Below are 14,960 nucleotides of genomic sequence, written 5' to 3'. Positions count from 1 at the left end.
CGGTGCCCGTTCGTCGGCGACTTTCCTGTCCCGACGCTGGAAAGTGTGATTCAGGCTGGAGCGCGCAATGGCTTTGTTTAGACGCAGCAGTAGTTCGACTGCGAAAGGTTTTGATTGGGCCGGGTTTCTCTGGCTGTTCCTGTTCTTCTGGTACTTTTCCGGCATTACCCAACTGCTGATCCAGTTGACCGGCACTTCCGGGTTCACCGGATTCCGTCAGGCCTTCGTGATGAGCGCCGTCTGGCTGGCGCCGATGCTGCTGTTCCCCCGCCAAACCCGCGTATTGTCCGCCGTGATCGGCGTGGTGCTGTGGGCCTGTTCCATGGCCAGCCTGGGTTATTTCTTCATTTATCAGCAGGAATTTTCCCAGAGCGTCATCTTCATCATGTTCGAGTCGAACATCTCTGAAGCTGGCGAATACATGACCCAGTATTTCGCCTGGTGGATGGTGGCGGCGTTCCTCGCCCACACGTTGTTCGCGTATTTCCTGTGGACCCGCTTGCGCCCGGTGTACATGCCCCGTGGCCGTGCACTGGTGGCGGCGACGGCGATTCTGGTGGCCGTGGTCGGCTATCCGCTGATCAAGCAGACCGCGCGCACCGGCAGCCTCGCCGGCGGTTTCGAAAAATTCGAGACTCGCATCGAGCCAGCCGTGCCATGGCAGATGGCCGTGGCCTATCACCGCTACCTCGACACCCTGGCCGGCATGCAGGACATGCTCGACAGCGCGAGCAAGATCCCGCCGCTGCACAACCTCAAGGACTCGATGGCCAATCAGCCGGCCACCCTGGTGCTGGTCATCGGCGAATCCACCAACCGTCAGCGCATGAGCCTCTACGGCTACCCGCGTGAAACCACGCCGGAGCTGGACAAGCTCAAGGACCAACTGGCGGTCTTCGATAATGTCATCACCCCGCGCCCTTACACCATTGAGGCGTTGCAACAGGTATTGACGTTCGCCGACGAAGAAAATCCGGACCTTTACCTGTCGACCCCGTCCCTGGTCAGCATGATGAAACAGGCCGGCTACAAGACCTTCTGGATCACCAACCAGCAGACCATGACCAAACGCAACACCATGCTCACGACCTTCTCCGAACAGGCCGACGAGCAGGTGTACCTGAACAACAACCGCAACCAGAACGCCGCCCAGTACGACGGCGATGTGATCGAGCCGTTCAACAAGGCCCTGGCCGACGCGGCGCCGCGCAAACTGATCGTCGTGCATTTGCTCGGCACGCACATGAGCTATCAGTACCGCTACCCTTCGACCTTCGACAAGTTCAAGGACCGCAACGGCGTTCCGGCCGGCGTGCGTGACGATCAGCTGCCGACGTACAACAGCTATGACAACGCGGTGCTGTACAACGACTTCGTGGTGTCGAGCCTGATCAAGGACTACGCCAAGTCCGATCCGAACGGCTTCCTGCTGTACCTCTCCGACCACGGCGAAGATGTTTTCGACTCGGCTGGCCATAACACTCTGGGCCGTAACGAAGCCAAGCCGACCGCGCCGATGTACACCATTCCGTTCATGGCCTGGGCTTCGCCGAAATGGCGCGAAAGCCATGACTGGAGCTTCGCCGCGGATCTCGGGCGGCCGTACAGCAGTTCGCACCTGATCCACACCTGGGCCGATCTGGCGGGCCTGAGTTTCGATGAGCTCGATCGCAGCAAGAGTCTGGTCAGCGACAGCTTCAAGCCGCGCCCGCTGATGATCGGCAACCCTTATGAACGTGAGCAGAAGGCGTTGATCGACTTCAGCCTGATCAAGCCCAAGGCGAAGCCGCCGGAAGTGGTTCAGAAGTAAACCGTTAAGGGGCCGATTCAGGCCCCTTTTTCTTGCTGACGGGTTTGAAGTACAGGTAATTCCCATTTAACGGAATCGGCAGATAATGTCCCCGTGACATTGCTTCATGGATGGAAGGCACCCGATATCCACTGTGGGAGGCGAACCATGAACCGTACACCCTTGATCATTGCCGGTCTGATGACCTTCGTTTCAGTCAGCGCATTTGCCGAAGGCGGCGCTGAACGCATGCGCTACTACTACGAAACCCTGCGGCTCAGTCAGCAGGAGAATCAAAGCCAGCAAACCGCCGAGCTCCGGGTCCCGGACGATCAGACGGCGCAAGTGACCGAGCATTACAAACCTTGATGGGCTGACGCCTATCCATTGTAGGAGCGAGCTTGCTCGCGATGGACGTTAACGAAAACGCGTGTTTCCTGGATAAACGCGGTGCCTTGAAGTCCATCGCGAGCAGGCTCGCTCCTACAGTTTTTCCGCGGCGTCTACAGGGGTTTGGTCCAGAACAGCATCCGCCCGTGCGCCGGATCGAACATGCCGGCACTGAAACCGAACTTGGCGTAGGACGACTGGGCCACGGCATTGCCTTCCAGCACTTCCAGGGTGATTTTGCAGCAGCCGCGCTGACGGGCGATTTCCTCGACCTTTTGCAGCATCTTCTGGCTCAGGCCCAGGCCGCGAAACGCCTCCGACACGACCACGTCGTGCACGTTGACCAACGGGCGACAGGCAAACGTCGAAAACCCTTCAAAGCAATTGACCAGCCCGGCCGGCTCACCATCGACGAAAGCCAGCACGCTGAACGCGTGGGGACGCTTGGCCAGTTCCACTGGCAGGTGCTCCAGCACCTCGGCCGGCAAGGAGTGCCCGCCGCCCATCGGGTCTTCGGCGTAATGATTCAACACTAAACGTAGCGCCTCGGCATGCACCGGGTTGGTGTAGCTGGCCTGAAGCACAAGAATTTCTGCGGATTCCATTTCCATCCTCGATAACACCTGAAATAGCCCCGGCGCGCAGACCGCGCCGCTGGGCACAGCGACCCTATCGCGAGTGCCATCGATCCCGCAATCTTTAAACCGGAGTGCCCCAGATCAGTGCTTCGGTCCACCCCAGTTCGGCAAAATCCTCGGCCCGCAAACCCGCCTCCCCGGCACAGAAAAATTCGTCCAGTTGCGGCGGCGCGATCGACGTACCGCTGAGCATCCCGTGAACCTGCCCACGGTGATGAATCTGGTGCTCGAACAGGTGTGACAGCAGGCGCAACCGGCTGTCATGTTGCGGTGTATCACGGGCGATCGTCACGATCTTGCCGAGGTCGGCGTCGCGCATCTGTTCGCAATAGGCGATCAGGCGCCGGTCGACCTGGGCCTGTTCGTGCTTGAGTTCCTCCGCGTCGCTACAGGGCTCGTCTTTCGCGAAAAACACGTAGCACTCAGGATGCGGCGCATCGCCACGCAACTCCCGCTCCAGGGCATCCACGTAAAACCAGTCGCAGGTCAGGATATGGTTGAGCGTCGCACGCAAGCTGGGGAAGAAACTGACCCGTGGCGCCACCAGCTCCTGCGCACTCAATTGGCTCCAGGCTTTGGCCAGTCGATGATTGGCCCAGGCGTTCTGGTAGGCCATGGTCAGCAAATGATGGGACAAGGGCTGATTCATGTTCACGGCTCCTTGAATTCAAGCGTCGGCGAAACGTTGCAGCTGCATTTCCTGTAATCGGCTGAGGGTGCGGCGGAACGGGAATTCCAGATAGCCTTCGGTGTAGAGCGATTCCATCGGCACCTGCGCCTCGAGGTACAACGGCACTTTGCGGTCGTAACATTCGTCCACCAACGCGATGAAACGCCGCACACCGTCGTCATGCACCGACAATTGCGGCAATTCACGATCTCCCGCCACCACCCGCTCAACACCGTCTTCGGTGCCACGGGCGATTCGCCCCGCGCGTTTTTGTGCGCTGAGGTTGGGCACGTCACTCAACAGAATAGCCTTGAAGGTGTCGCACAGGGCCATGAAATCCATGGCGGCAAAGGGTTGTTCGCAGAGGTCGGCGTAACGGCTCCAGAGCACGGTTTCACTGGCTCGCACCACATTCAGCGAACGGTAACCGACCTTGATCGGTTCGCTGGAGACGGATTGCCCGGCGGTCAACGCCTTGAACACGTCCCCCAGCGCACCCGGCTGGCCGGGCTCGGCGACCCAGTAACGTTGCAAACCGGCACCGGGATGCAGACGATGATCTTCGCCGCCGTCCACCGCAATCACCTGCATATGCCGCTTGATCGCCTCGATGGCGGGCACGAAGCGGTCGCGGTTGAAACCATCGGCATACAGCATGTCCGGCGGCTGATTGGAGGTGCAAACAACCACCACGCCCTGATCGAACATCACCTGAAACAGGCGCCCGAGAATGATCGCGTCGCCGATATCGTTGACGAACAGTTCATCGAAACAGAGCACGCGAACTTCTTCGCTCAATTCCCGAGCCAGCGCTTTCAACGGGTCGGCGGTGCCGGTGAGCTGAAACGAACGCTGATGCACCCAGCCCATGAAGTGATGAAAGTGCTGGCGTCGGGCCGGGACTTGCAGGCTTTGGTAGAACTGGTCCATCAACCAGGTCTTGCCCCGCCCGACCGGCCCCCACAGGTAAACGCCCGTTACCGGCGTGCGACCGGCATGCAGCGCTTCGTAGCATTTTTGCAGGGCCCAGACGGCATGTTCCTGGGCTTCGTCCTGGACGAAGCCCTTCTGTTCAATGGCGTGTTGCCAGGCGCTTAACGGGGAGTCGACATTCATGCGCGGCAGTATGCCATCGCTCGACGACGGCTACAGTGAAATGTCCAGTCGGGCGATCTTGCCCTGCTCGTTCAGACGAAACATGTAGCGCAATTCCAGCGGGCTGCCGGGAAACGAGCCGGACACCCGGTTGTGCACCAGCACTTTGCCGGTGCGCAGTTGCACGTCGAGCACTTCGACCCTGGGCTGATAGCGCTGGGCGGTGTCTTGCATCCATTGCGCGATCGCCGGGGCGCCGATCCGGTGCTGGCCTTCATCGAACACATTGGCATCCTCGGCGAAGAAACTGGCGACCCTCGAGGTGTCACGGGCATTGGCTGCGGCAATGTACGCGGCGATGGCGGGGGCCAGTGAAGAGGCGGGACTGGACATGGTTACGGCTCCTTGTTGATTGATTCTGCCGCCATGCTAGAACAGGCCTGTGTCAGTTCTTGTCAGGAGTGAAACGCCCGGCTTCATCCAGTTGCATCTGCTTGCGCCAGGTGCGCAACAGGTCGCCTCGCCGCCCGGGATAACGCTCGCCCTGCTCGCTCGCGGCCACAATCCGGTCGGTACGAAACGTCCGGTAAGCGCCGCGCAATTCACACCAGGCGACGATGATTCGCACCTCGTTGAGAAAGCCCAGCGCCAGCGGCCAGATCAGCCGTTGACTGGGGACTTGTTTGGCATCGGCATAGTCGATATGCAGTTTCGCCTGCTCGCGGATCGCCTGGCGGAACACCGTCAGCGGCACGGCGTCGGGGGCAAAGCCATAACCGGGCGGGCCCGGCAGCACCGTCGGGTTGTGCAAGGCATCCAACGCTTCGGGCGCCAGGACCGCCGCGATCTTGGCCAGCGCATTGGCCGCAGCTTTGCTCAACACGTCGTCGCCGCGCTGGTCCACATAACGCAATCCCAGCACGATGGCTTCGGTTTCGTCGGCGTTGAGCATCAGCGGCGGCAGGAACAGCCCGCTGCGCAGCACGTAGCCGATCCCCGCTTCGCCGTAGATCGGCGCGCCGAGTGCGGTGAGTTCCGCGATGTCGCGGTAGAGCGTACGCTCGGAGATCTCGAGTTCGCTGGCAAGCGTCGCCGCCGTGACCGGGCGACTCTTGCCACGCAGTACTTGCAGCAAAGTCAGTAAACGCGTGGTGCGAGACACGATGGGCGAACTCTGTGCGGAAAATTCGCCGGAGCTTAGCAGAGCGCCCTGTCAGAAAGTGGCAGTAGCGATGCCCTTCCCTTTTGCCATCCCTGAAAAGGATCTTGACTAAATAAATGACTGGCATCATCTTTTAATCATGTCGCTCGACATTTATATTCGATTGCCGTGTCTTTCCTTCAGGAGTCATCCCATGCATTACAAAGTGTTCGGCCGAAAAACCGGCTTGCGTGTTTCGGAACTGGCGCTGGGCGCCGGCAACTTTGGTACGGGTTGGGGCCATGGCGCCGAACGCGATGAAGCCAAGCGCATCTTTGATGGCTACGTGGAAGCCGGCGGCAATTTCATCGACACCGCCAACGGCTATCAGGGCGGCCAGTCGGAAGGCATGCTCAGCGAGTTCATCGCAGCCGAACGTGATCGTCTGGTCATCGCCACCAAATACACCCTGGGGACTACGCCCGCTGCAGGCATTTCCCACACCGGCAACAACCGCAAAAACATGGTTCGCGCCGTGGAAGAGAGCCTGAAACGGCTCAAGACTGATCACATCGACCTGTTCTGGGCGCACATGAGCGACGGTGTCACGCCCATGGAAGAAATCCTGCGGGGTTTTGATGATCTGGTGCGGGCCGGCAAGATTCACTACGCCGGGCTGTCGAACTTCCCGGCCTGGCGCATCGCCCGCGCCGACCTGCTGGCGGAAGTTCGCGGTTTTGCGCCGATTGCCGCCATTCAGGTCGAGTACAGCCTCGCCGAGCGCACCGCCGAACGCGAACAACTGCCGATGGCCGAAGCGCTGGGGTTGGCTGCGACGCTGTGGTCGCCGCTGGGAGGCGGGTTCCTCACGGGCAAATACCGCAACAACGATGGGGACAACCGCGCAGCCAAACTCGGCATGCTGATTCACGCCGAGAAAAGTGCCCGCGAAACCGCCCTGCTCGACACTTTGCTCGCGGTCGCAGCGGAGTTGAACGCCAGCCCGACGCACGTGGCCATTGCCTGGCTACGGGAAAAAGCCCAACGCTCGACGACGGCGCTGATTCCGATTCTGGGTTCGCGCACCCGTGAGCAGCTGGATGCGACGCTGGGCGCGTTGAAGGTGCAATTGAGTGCGGAGCAGGTGTCGCGGCTGGATGGCATCAGCGAAGTGGCGAAGGGTGTGCCGCATGAATCCATTGCCGGGTCTGCTGCGCGGTTCAGCGGGGGTGTGGCCCTGGATCAACCGATCATCCCAGTGGCCTGACACCAATCAAACTGTAGGAGCGAGCCTGCTCGCGATGACGGCGTGTCAGACAACATTTGTACCGGCTGACACACCGCTATCGCGAGCAGGCTCGCTCCTACACGGGTCGGGGTATTACTGATCGACCTTATGCTTGGCCGCATACAGACACAGCATCTCCATCGCCAACGTCGCCGCCGCCAGTGAGGTAATGTCCGCACTGTCGTAGGCCGGCGCCACTTCCACCACGTCCATCCCCACCAGATTGATCCCGCGCAACCCGCCGAGGATTTCCAGCGCCTGCACCGTGCTCAAACCACCACACACCGGCGTTCCGGTGCCGGGGGCAAAGGCCGGATCGAGGCAGTCGATGTCGAACGTCAAGTACACCGGGTTGTCGCCGACGCGCGCCCGAATCGCCTCGACAATCGCGTCCACCCCACGCCGGTGCACCTGCCGCGCATCCAGCACCTGAAACCCCTGATGATCGTCATTGGTGGTGCGCAAGCCGATCTGCACCGAGCGCGACGGGTCCACCAGACCTTCCTTGGCCGCGTGCCAGAACATCGTGCCGTGGTCGACGCGCTTGCCCTCTTCGTCTGGCCAGGTGTCGCTGTGTGCATCGAAGTGAATCAACGACAGTGCCCCGTGTTTACGGGCGTGGGCCTTGAGCAGCGGGTAACTGATGAAGTGATCGCCGCCGAACGTCAGCATCGCGCAACCGGCATTCAGAATGTGCTCGGCGTGGGCCTCGATACTTTCCGGCACCGAGTGCGGCGAACCGTAATCAAAGTCGCAATCGCCGTAGTCGATCACTGCCAGATGGTCGAACGGGTCGAATGTCCAGGGCCAGTGACGCTCCCAGGCAATCCCGGTCGATGCCGCCCGAATGCCGCGCGGTCCGAAACGCGCGCCGGGGCGGTTGCTGGTGGCGGTATCGAACGGCACGCCGCTGACGGCCACGTCGACACCGCGCAAGTCGCGGCTGTAACGACGACGCATGAAACTGGTGATGCCGGCGTAGGTACTTTCGGCGGCAGTCCCGTAGAGGCTGTCGCGGGTCATGGCCTGATCGTTTTGCACGGGGACGTCCATCAGGTGCTCCTTCTTATTGGTTTATTGGCGGCTACGGAAAGTGGTCCACACGCGGGTGCGCTGACGCATGTCCTTGAGGCTCATGCTGCGGTCGGCGTACAGCCGCTCACGCACATCGGCGAGGGGGTAAATGTCCGGATCGCTGCGTACCGCCTCGTCCACCAGCGGCGTGGCGGCCTGGTTGGCGGTGGCAAAGAACAGCGTATTGGTCAGCGCCGCCACGGATTCTGGGCGCAACATGAATTCGATGAAGACCCGCGCGGCTTCCGGATGCGGCGCGTCCTTGGGAATGGCCAGGTTGTCCTGCCAGACCAGCGTGCCTTCCTTGGGTATCCGGTACGCCACTTCGTACGGCTTGTTGGCCTTGCGCGCCTGGTCGGCGGCCATGCTCGCGTCACCGTTGTAGGTCAGCGCCAGGCACACGCTGCCGTTGGCCAGGTCGTTGATCTGCCGACCGCTGGCGACGTACAGCACATTCGGCTGCAACTGATGCAACAACGCCTCGGCGGCTGACAGATCAGCCTTGTCGGTGCTGTAGGGATCTTTACCGAGGTAGTGCAGCGCCAGGCCGATCACTTCCTGCGGCGAATCGATGATCGCCACGCCGCAGTCTTTCAGCTTGCTGGCGTATTCGGGTTTGAACAGCAGGTCGAGACTGTTGAGCGGCGCATCCGGCAGACGCTTTTTCACCGCCGCCACATTCATCCCGAGCCCCAGCGTGCCCCAGGTGTACGGCACGCCGTAGCGGTTGCCGGGGTCGACGGCCGCGAGTTTTTCCAGCAGATCCGGATCGAGGTTGGCGTAGCCCTTGAGGCCCTCGTGGGGAATCGCCTTCAGCGCACCGGCCGCTAACCCGCGCGCCAGCACGCTGGACGACGGCACAACCACGTCGTAGCCGCTGCCGCCGGTGAGCAGCTTGGTTTCCAGAACCTCCGAAGAATCGAACGTGTCGTAGCGCACATGGATGCCGGTTTCCTGCTCGAAACGCTGCAAGGTTTCCGGCGCCACGTAATCGGCCCAACTGTAAAGGTTGACGACCTTGTCCTCGGCGTGGGCCGACACGGAGACGGCAAGGAACAGCGCGGGTAAACACAGCTTGAAAAGAGGAGCCATGACGAACACCTGACCAGAGGAAGTGGCCCCAGCATGCGTCGTCGGATACATTGGAAAAATACCAAGTCAGTTACCCTGACTTTATTGCGGAGTAATGTTTGATGCTCGGCCAGCTTCACGATGTGGATCTGCAATTGCTGCGTCTGTTCGTCAGCGTGGTCGAATGCGGCGGCTTCAGCGCCGCCCAGGGTGAACTGGGCCTGAGCCAGTCGAGCATCAGCCAGCAAATGGCCAGGCTCGAAACCCGACTCGGCTATCGGTTGTGCAGCCGTGGCAAGGGTGGATTTCGTGTTACGCCCAAAGGTGAACAACTGCTCACCGCGACCCGCGGACTGTTTGAATCCATTGAAGCCTTCCGCCATCAATCCAACGGCGTGGCCGGTCGATTGATCGGCGAGGTGCGCCTGGGGCTTTCCGAAGCGCTGGATCAATCAGTCCTGCAGCAGGTGGCCGATGCGATCCGGCGCTTTCGCGAGCGCGATGAGTCGGTGCGCATCGAGCTGATCAGCGCCATGCCCGGTGAAATGGAGCGCCTGCTGCTGCAACAGCGGCTGGACCTGGCGATCGGTTATTTCTCCCAGGTGCAGAGCGCCTTCGATTACCGCGAGCTGTTCAGCGAAACCCAGCATTTGTACTGTGCCCCCGGCCACCCGCTGTTCAGCGACGAGGCGCCGGACGACAACGCCTTGCAGGCGTGCGACCGGGTCGATCACCCCTACCGCTTCCTGCGCAGCGACGAGCCGTTCCAGGGCAAGCTGTGCTCGGCGCGCTCGGAACAGGTCGAAGGCACCCTCGCCTTCATCTTGTCCGGTAAACATGTCGGCTACCTGCCCAGCCACTTTGCGCGGAGCTGGGAAGACAAGGGGTTGCTGAGGGCGGTGCGGCGTAGCGATATGAGTTTCGACGTGGCCTTCCACCTCGCCCGCCATCGGGCGCAGGTGCCGGGGGATGCGCAGAAAGCGTTTGAAGAGGACCTGTTGGCAGCGTTTACCTGAACAGAACACCGCAAGTCCCCTGTGGGAGCGAGCCTGCTCGCGAAGCGTTGAGTCAGGCGATACAAATGTCGACTGATACACCGCTTCGCGAGCAGGCTCGCTCCCACAGGGATTTGTGTCAGTCGATGAATTTTCTGGCATCCTGCGCCTCCATTTTCTGACCCGGCCCGCCTTTCGGCACGCAAACCACCATGACCGCCTCTGAAAAAGCCCCTGCCCCGCGCCACAACGACCTGATCTACGGCCTCGACGACCGCCCGCATTTGACCGCCACCGTGTTCGCCGCCCTGCAACACGTACTCGCCAGTTTCGTCGGCATCATCACCCCGACGCTGATCATGGGCAGCGCCCTCGGCCTGCAAAGTGAAATCCCCTACCTGATCAGCATGGCGCTGTTCGTCTCGGGGCTGGGCACTTTTGTCCAGGCGCGGCGGTTCGGCCCGGTCGGTTCCGGTTTGCTGTGCCTGCAAGGCACCAGCTTCTCGTTCATCAGCGTGATTCTCAGTGCCGGTTTCATGGTCAAGGCGCGCGGCGGCGGCACCGATGAAATCCTCTCGACCATCTTCGGCGTTTGTTTTTTTGCCGCGTTCATCGAAGTGGTGTTGAGCCAGTTCATCGGCAAGCTGCGGATGCTGATCACCCCGGTGGTGACCGGGACCATCATCACCTTGATGGGCCTGTCGCTGATCAAGGTGGCCATGACCGACATCGCCGGCGGTTTCGGCGCGACGGACCTTGGCGCCGCCAGTCACCTGGCGTTGGCCGCACTCGTGCTGGGCACCATCGTGGTGTTGAACCGGGTGGACGTGCCGTTCCTGCGCCTCGGCGCCATCGTGATCGGCCTGACCTTCGGTTATGTCGTCGCCTGGCTCATGGGCCACGTGGATTTCAGCAACATGCCCGCCGTGCCACTGATGAGCGTGCCGGTGCCGTTCAAGTACGGTTTCAACTTCGACTGGGTCGCGTTCGTGCCGGTGGCGGTTATTTTCCTGGTGTCGCCACTGGAGGCGGCTGGCGACCTGACGGCCAACTCGATGATTTCCCGGCAGCCGGTCAAAGGCCCGGTCTACATTCGCCGGATCAAATCCGGCTTGCTCGCCGACGGCCTCAACTCGGCGATGGCAGCGGTGTTCAACAGCATGCCGATGGTCACCTTCGCCCAGAACAACGGCGTGATCCAGCTGACCGGCGTGGCCAGCCGCTACGTCGCGTTTTTCATCGCCGGCCTGCTGGTGGTGCTGGGGTTGTTCCCGATGATTGGCGCGGTGCTGCAACTGATGCCGAAACCGGTGCTCGGCGGCGCCGAGCTGGTGATGTTCGGCACCGTGGCGGTGGCCGGGATCAAGATCCTCGCCGAAGCGGGCCTGCATCGACGCAACATGCTGATCGTGGCGATTTCCCTCGGCATGGGCCTGGGCGTCGCGGCGGTGCCGGAAGTGTTGCGCGAGTTGCCGAAAGCGCTGCACAACATCTTCGAATCGCCGATCACCGTCGGCGCGTTGTGCGCTATCGTGCTGAATATCTTCCTGCCCGAAGAATTCATCGAGCTGGAAGAAGACGATTTCGATCCCGAAGCCTCGATCCTTCAGGTCATGGAAAACCCGGATGTGCCGGCCAAAGGTGAACCCGCCACGCCAGCGGTGGTCGCACAGTTGAACCGCTAAGCAGGCTCAAGGCCGAGCCGCGAGCGGTTCGGCCTTTTCTCCAAGAGAGCATGTCCATGCGCAGTCTCCACGCCGTTGTCCTTTCCCTCCTTTTACTGTCCCTGAGTGCCTGCGCGCTGTTGCCCAATCGCGACCCGCTGAACATCAACGTGGTCGGCTTCGAACCGCTGCAAAGCCAGGACATGGAAGTGCGTTTCGCGGTGAAGATCCGCGTGCAAAATCCGAATGACACCGCAATCGACTACAACGGCGTAGCCCTCGACCTGGAGGTCAACGGCCAGCCGCTCGCGTCCGGGGTCAGCGATCAGTCGGGCTCGATTGCGCGCTTTTCCGAGACGGTGCTGACCGTACCGGTGAGCGTCTCGGCGTTTTCGGTGTTGCGCCAGACGCTGGGCCTGAGCGAGATTCAGACCCTGAACAACCTGCCTTATGTGTTGCGCGGAAAACTCGCCGGGGGCTTGTTCGGCACGATGCGCTTCACCGACACCGGCAAGCTCAGTTTGCCGGGAGCGATGACCGGCATCCGCTAACTGCTCAGTTCAAGGAGTGACACATCACATGGACGCCATCCCCACGCTATACACCGAACGCCTCATCCTGCGCCCGCTGGAGCTGGCCGATGCCGAAGGCATTCAGCAGCAGTTTCCACACTGGGAAGTGGTGCAATACCTGAACGCCCTGGTGCCTTGGCCGTATCCCGCAGACGGCGCGCTGACTTATTTACGTGATCACGCTCTGCCGGCCATGGCTGCGGGCAAGGAATGGCACTGGTCGATCCGCTTGAAGTCAGCGCCGGAGCAACTGATCGGCAACGTCAGCCTCATGGACGAACAGGACAACCACCGCGGATTCTGGCTCGGCCCGCCATGGCAAGGCCTGGGGTTGATGAGTGAAGCCAGTGCGGCGGTGACTGCATACTGGTTTGAAACGCTTGATCGCACCGTTTTGCGTGTGCCTAAAGCCGCACCCAATATCGGCTCGCGAAAACTCTCGGAGCGGACCGGCATGCGATTGATCCGCACCGATGAGGACGATTTTGTCGGCGGACGATTCCCCAGGGAAATCTGGGAAATTACCCGGAAAGAGTGGCAACGCCAAAACCTGTAGGAGCTGGCTTGCCAGCGATGGCGGCCTTGAGACTTGCATTGAATACAAGGCCGCCATCGTTGGAACGCCGCCCGCAGCAAGCCGGCTCCTACAAAGGGGGTTATGTGTGGAAGAGGACGCCGGGTTTGGCGCGCTCATCCACGGTCAGCTCGAAAACGTCCGGGCGCGCGTAATGGCCGACGACGTCGTAGTCGTAACGCGCGCGGATCAGGTCGTCAGTGTCGATTTGCGCCGTCAGCAGCCCGGCAACGCCGCGCAGCGGGCCGGCCAGAATGTCGCCCATCGGCCCGACGATCACACTGCCACCGGCAATCAGCGGCCGATCCGCCGGCCAGTTGGCGATCTCCACCCCCAGCGCTTGCGGGGAATCCTGGACCTGACAGGCGCTGACCACAAAGCAGCGGCCTTCATGGGCAATGTGACGCATGCTCACCTGCCACATCTCGCGCTCGTCCACCGTCGGCGCGCACCAGACTTCCACGCCTTTGGCGTACATCGCGGTGCGCAGCAGCGGCATCATGTTTTCCCAGCACACCACCGCGCCGAGGCGCCCGACCGGGCTGTCGATCACCGGCAACGTCGAGCCATCACCCTTGCCCCAGATCAGCCGTTCGGTGCCGGTCGGCATCAACTTGCGATGCTTCGCCACCAACCCGGCCTGCGGGTCGAAATACAGCGCGGTGCAATACAACGTACTGCCCGCGCGCTCGATGACCCCGATGACGAGGTTGGCGCCGGTGCGTGCCGCCAGCCCTGCCAGGGCTTCGGTTTCCACGCCCGGCACATCGATAGCGTTGGCGAAATAGCGGGCAAACGCCTCGCGACCTTCCGGCAGGCGATAACCCAGTTGCGTACCGAATGCCTCGCCTTTCGGGTAACCGCCCAGCAACGCCTCGGGCATGACCACCAGCGCCGCGCCAGATTCAACGATGGCGTTTTCATAGGAAAGGATCTGTTCCAGGGTCTCGGCCTTGCCGCCGGGCAAAGCGCCGATTTGCAGTGCAGCAACAATTGACTTGGGCATCGCGGTCACTCCGTTCACATCAGGTGTTGCTCATTCTCTGTCTCCACCGGATCATGAATAAAGCCCTCCTCGCTGCTGAATGATATGAACCAAATGAATATCGCCACCCTCGACCTCAACCTGCTCAAAGTCTTCGAAGCCTTGCACGACGAATCCAGCGCTAGCCGTGCGGCGTTGCGTCTGGGCGTGACGCAATCGGCGGTGAGTGCGGCGTTGCGCCGGTTGCGCGAGGTGTATGACGATCAATTGTTCGTGCGTACCGGTCGAGGCCTGGCGCCGACGCTCAAGGCCAATCAGTTGAAGCCGGTGGTCAGCGATGCACTGAACAAATGCCGACAGAGCCTGGCGATGATCAATCCGGCGGCCCACGAGTACGACGGTCGCTCGGTGACGCTCGGGTTGTCGGATGATTTTGAAATTGCCTACGGGCGGCGCCTGATCGAAGAAATCGCCCAGCGTGCGCCGAAGCTGCGGCTGATCTTCCGTCAGACCCACAGCCAGATCGTCGCGCATGCACTGCTGGAGCGCAGCATCGACCTGGCGATCACGGCCGGCGGGTTTGCCGAACGATTGCTTAGTCGTCAGGTGTTGGGCGAAGGTGATTATCTGTGTCTGGTTGACCCGATGAGTCTGGCCGCCGGACAACAAACCATCGAACTGGAGGAGTTCGTCAGCCGCGAGCACATTCTGGTGTCATCGGGCGGCTTCATCGGGATCACTGACGAGGGGCTGGCGGCGTTGGGAATGAGCCGGCGGGTGTGCGCGTCGACCACGCATTTTGCGGCGTTGCCGCATTTGCTCAAGGGCAGCCAGGCGGTGGCGACCATTCCGGCGCATGCCGCCCGAAGTATTGCAGCGCTCTGCGGCCTGGCGCTGCTGCCCTGTCCGTTGGCGTTGCCGCGCTACCCGATCGAGCTGGGCTGGCGCACCAGCGCGCAACTCGACCCGGTGGTGTTGAAAGTGCGTGAGGCGATTGTCGCAATCTTTGCCTGA

Annotated in this window: 16 protein-coding genes; 8 read left to right on the top strand and 8 right to left on the bottom strand. The window is 61.5% G+C overall.

Features of this window, described 5'->3' with window-relative positions:
- Positions 1–67: 67 nt before the first annotated feature.
- Together ACF6ZU_RS25830 and ACF6ZU_RS25825 are read left to right on the top strand one after the other, a co-directional pair.
- A complete protein-coding gene (locus ACF6ZU_RS25830; RefSeq protein WP_392888236.1) occupies positions 68–1,810 on the top strand; it encodes a phosphoethanolamine transferase CptA in 1,743 nt (580 codons plus the stop codon).
- A gap of 147 nt (positions 1,811–1,957) precedes the next feature.
- Positions 1,958–2,158, top strand: coding sequence for a hypothetical protein (locus ACF6ZU_RS25825; protein WP_392888235.1), 201 nt, complete (start codon positions 1,958–1,960; stop codon positions 2,156–2,158).
- 134 nt (positions 2,159–2,292) lie between these two features.
- On the opposite strand, the gene ACF6ZU_RS25820 is transcribed toward ACF6ZU_RS25825, so the two are convergent.
- The 5 genes from ACF6ZU_RS25820 to ACF6ZU_RS25800 all read right to left on the bottom strand — a co-directional run bounded on the left by ACF6ZU_RS25820 (position 2,293) and on the right by ACF6ZU_RS25800 (position 5,744).
- Positions 2,293–2,784, bottom strand: coding sequence for a GNAT family N-acetyltransferase (locus ACF6ZU_RS25820; RefSeq protein ID WP_392888233.1), 492 nt, complete (start codon positions 2,782–2,784; stop codon positions 2,293–2,295).
- Positions 2,785–2,878: 94 nt separating this feature from the next.
- A complete protein-coding gene (locus ACF6ZU_RS25815) occupies positions 2,879–3,466 on the bottom strand; it encodes a DinB family protein (protein ID WP_392888232.1) in 588 nt (195 codons plus the stop codon).
- 18 nt (positions 3,467–3,484) lie between these two features.
- On the bottom strand, positions 3,485–4,603 hold the full coding sequence (gene zapE, locus ACF6ZU_RS25810; RefSeq protein ID WP_392888230.1) for a cell division protein ZapE: 1,119 nt from the start codon (positions 4,601–4,603) through the stop codon (positions 3,485–3,487).
- Between the two features lie 30 nt (positions 4,604–4,633).
- Positions 4,634–4,975: a nuclear transport factor 2 family protein gene (locus tag ACF6ZU_RS25805; protein WP_392888229.1), complete on the bottom strand. Its 342-nt coding sequence runs from the start codon at positions 4,973–4,975 to the stop codon at positions 4,634–4,636.
- Between the two features lie 52 nt (positions 4,976–5,027).
- Positions 5,028–5,744, bottom strand: a complete 717-nt coding sequence (locus ACF6ZU_RS25800; protein WP_392888226.1) for a helix-turn-helix transcriptional regulator — start codon at positions 5,742–5,744, stop codon at positions 5,028–5,030.
- Positions 5,745–5,937: 193 nt separating this feature from the next.
- On the opposite strand from ACF6ZU_RS25800, the gene ACF6ZU_RS25795 reads away from it, so the two are divergent.
- Complete coding sequence (locus ACF6ZU_RS25795) at positions 5,938–6,990, top strand: aldo/keto reductase (RefSeq protein WP_392888225.1); 1,053 nt, start codon at positions 5,938–5,940, stop codon at positions 6,988–6,990.
- Positions 6,991–7,104: 114 nt separating this feature from the next.
- On the opposite strand, the gene speB is transcribed toward ACF6ZU_RS25795, so the two are convergent.
- Both speB and ACF6ZU_RS25785 read right to left on the bottom strand, forming a co-directional pair.
- Positions 7,105–8,064: an agmatinase gene (gene speB, locus ACF6ZU_RS25790; RefSeq protein ID WP_392888223.1), complete on the bottom strand. Its 960-nt coding sequence runs from the start codon at positions 8,062–8,064 to the stop codon at positions 7,105–7,107.
- A 21-nt stretch (positions 8,065–8,085) separates the two neighbouring features.
- On the bottom strand, positions 8,086–9,177 hold the full coding sequence (locus tag ACF6ZU_RS25785; protein ID WP_392888221.1) for a polyamine ABC transporter substrate-binding protein: 1,092 nt from the start codon (positions 9,175–9,177) through the stop codon (positions 8,086–8,088).
- A 101-nt stretch (positions 9,178–9,278) separates the two neighbouring features.
- Between ACF6ZU_RS25785 and ACF6ZU_RS25780 the strand changes: the two genes are divergently transcribed.
- The 4 genes from ACF6ZU_RS25780 to ACF6ZU_RS25765 all read left to right on the top strand — a co-directional run bounded on the left by ACF6ZU_RS25780 (position 9,279) and on the right by ACF6ZU_RS25765 (position 12,943).
- Entirely contained in the window at positions 9,279–10,172 is an 894-nt protein-coding gene (locus ACF6ZU_RS25780; RefSeq protein WP_392888220.1) for a LysR family transcriptional regulator, read from the top strand.
- A 191-nt stretch (positions 10,173–10,363) separates the two neighbouring features.
- Positions 10,364–11,836 (top strand): nucleobase:cation symporter-2 family protein, encoded by a 1,473-nt coding sequence (locus ACF6ZU_RS25775; protein WP_392888218.1) that lies wholly within the window; start codon positions 10,364–10,366, stop codon positions 11,834–11,836.
- A 56-nt stretch (positions 11,837–11,892) separates the two neighbouring features.
- The gene (locus ACF6ZU_RS25770) at positions 11,893–12,366 is read left to right on the top strand and encodes an LEA type 2 family protein (protein ID WP_392888217.1); all 474 of its coding nucleotides are present in this window, start codon (positions 11,893–11,895) and stop codon (positions 12,364–12,366) included.
- Between the two features lie 28 nt (positions 12,367–12,394).
- Entirely contained in the window at positions 12,395–12,943 is a 549-nt protein-coding gene (locus tag ACF6ZU_RS25765; protein ID WP_392888215.1) for a GNAT family N-acetyltransferase, read from the top strand.
- Between the two features lie 100 nt (positions 12,944–13,043).
- Here ACF6ZU_RS25765 and ACF6ZU_RS25760 read toward each other — a convergent pair whose 3' ends face one another.
- The gene (locus ACF6ZU_RS25760) at positions 13,044–13,967 is read right to left on the bottom strand and encodes a carbon-nitrogen hydrolase family protein (protein WP_392888214.1); all 924 of its coding nucleotides are present in this window, start codon (positions 13,965–13,967) and stop codon (positions 13,044–13,046) included.
- Positions 13,968–14,051: 84 nt separating this feature from the next.
- Between ACF6ZU_RS25760 and ACF6ZU_RS25755 the strand changes: the two genes are divergently transcribed.
- Positions 14,052–14,960 carry a LysR family transcriptional regulator gene (locus ACF6ZU_RS25755; protein WP_392888212.1) on the top strand — a complete coding sequence of 303 codons (909 nt, stop codon included), beginning with the start codon at positions 14,052–14,054 and terminating at the stop codon, positions 14,958–14,960.

It is taken from the genome of Pseudomonas migulae, assembly GCF_043225285.1.
In the GTDB taxonomy this organism is placed as follows: domain Bacteria; phylum Pseudomonadota; class Gammaproteobacteria; order Pseudomonadales; family Pseudomonadaceae; genus Aquipseudomonas; species Aquipseudomonas migulae_C.
The sequence above is the reverse complement of the archived record's forward strand: the minus strand, read 5'-3'. Positions and strand labels throughout refer to the sequence as shown.

Coding starts and splice junctions, on each gene's coding strand:
- ACF6ZU_RS25815 (WP_392888232.1), bottom strand. CDS start 3,466: ATGAATCAGCCCTTGTCCCATCATTTGCTGACCATGGCCTACCAGAAC.
- ACF6ZU_RS25760 (WP_392888214.1), bottom strand. CDS start 13,967: ATGCCCAAGTCAATTGTTGCTGCACTGCAAATCGGCGCTTTGCCCGGC.
- ACF6ZU_RS25785 (WP_392888221.1), bottom strand. CDS start 9,177: ATGGCTCCTCTTTTCAAGCTGTGTTTACCCGCGCTGTTCCTTGCCGTC.
- ACF6ZU_RS25780 (WP_392888220.1), top strand. CDS start 9,279: ATGCTCGGCCAGCTTCACGATGTGGATCTGCAATTGCTGCGTCTGTTC.
- ACF6ZU_RS25775 (WP_392888218.1), top strand. CDS start 10,364: ATGACCGCCTCTGAAAAAGCCCCTGCCCCGCGCCACAACGACCTGATC.
- speB (WP_392888223.1), bottom strand. CDS start 8,064: ATGGACGTCCCCGTGCAAAACGATCAGGCCATGACCCGCGACAGCCTC.
- ACF6ZU_RS25795 (WP_392888225.1), top strand. CDS start 5,938: ATGCATTACAAAGTGTTCGGCCGAAAAACCGGCTTGCGTGTTTCGGAA.
- ACF6ZU_RS25820 (WP_392888233.1), bottom strand. CDS start 2,784: ATGGAATCCGCAGAAATTCTTGTGCTTCAGGCCAGCTACACCAACCCG.
- zapE (WP_392888230.1), bottom strand. CDS start 4,603: ATGAATGTCGACTCCCCGTTAAGCGCCTGGCAACACGCCATTGAACAG.
- ACF6ZU_RS25755 (WP_392888212.1), top strand. CDS start 14,052: ATGAACCAAATGAATATCGCCACCCTCGACCTCAACCTGCTCAAAGTC.
- ACF6ZU_RS25830 (WP_392888236.1), top strand. CDS start 68: ATGGCTTTGTTTAGACGCAGCAGTAGTTCGACTGCGAAAGGTTTTGAT.
- ACF6ZU_RS25765 (WP_392888215.1), top strand. CDS start 12,395: ATGGACGCCATCCCCACGCTATACACCGAACGCCTCATCCTGCGCCCG.
- ACF6ZU_RS25805 (WP_392888229.1), bottom strand. CDS start 4,975: ATGTCCAGTCCCGCCTCTTCACTGGCCCCCGCCATCGCCGCGTACATT.
- ACF6ZU_RS25770 (WP_392888217.1), top strand. CDS start 11,893: ATGCGCAGTCTCCACGCCGTTGTCCTTTCCCTCCTTTTACTGTCCCTG.
- ACF6ZU_RS25825 (WP_392888235.1), top strand. CDS start 1,958: ATGAACCGTACACCCTTGATCATTGCCGGTCTGATGACCTTCGTTTCA.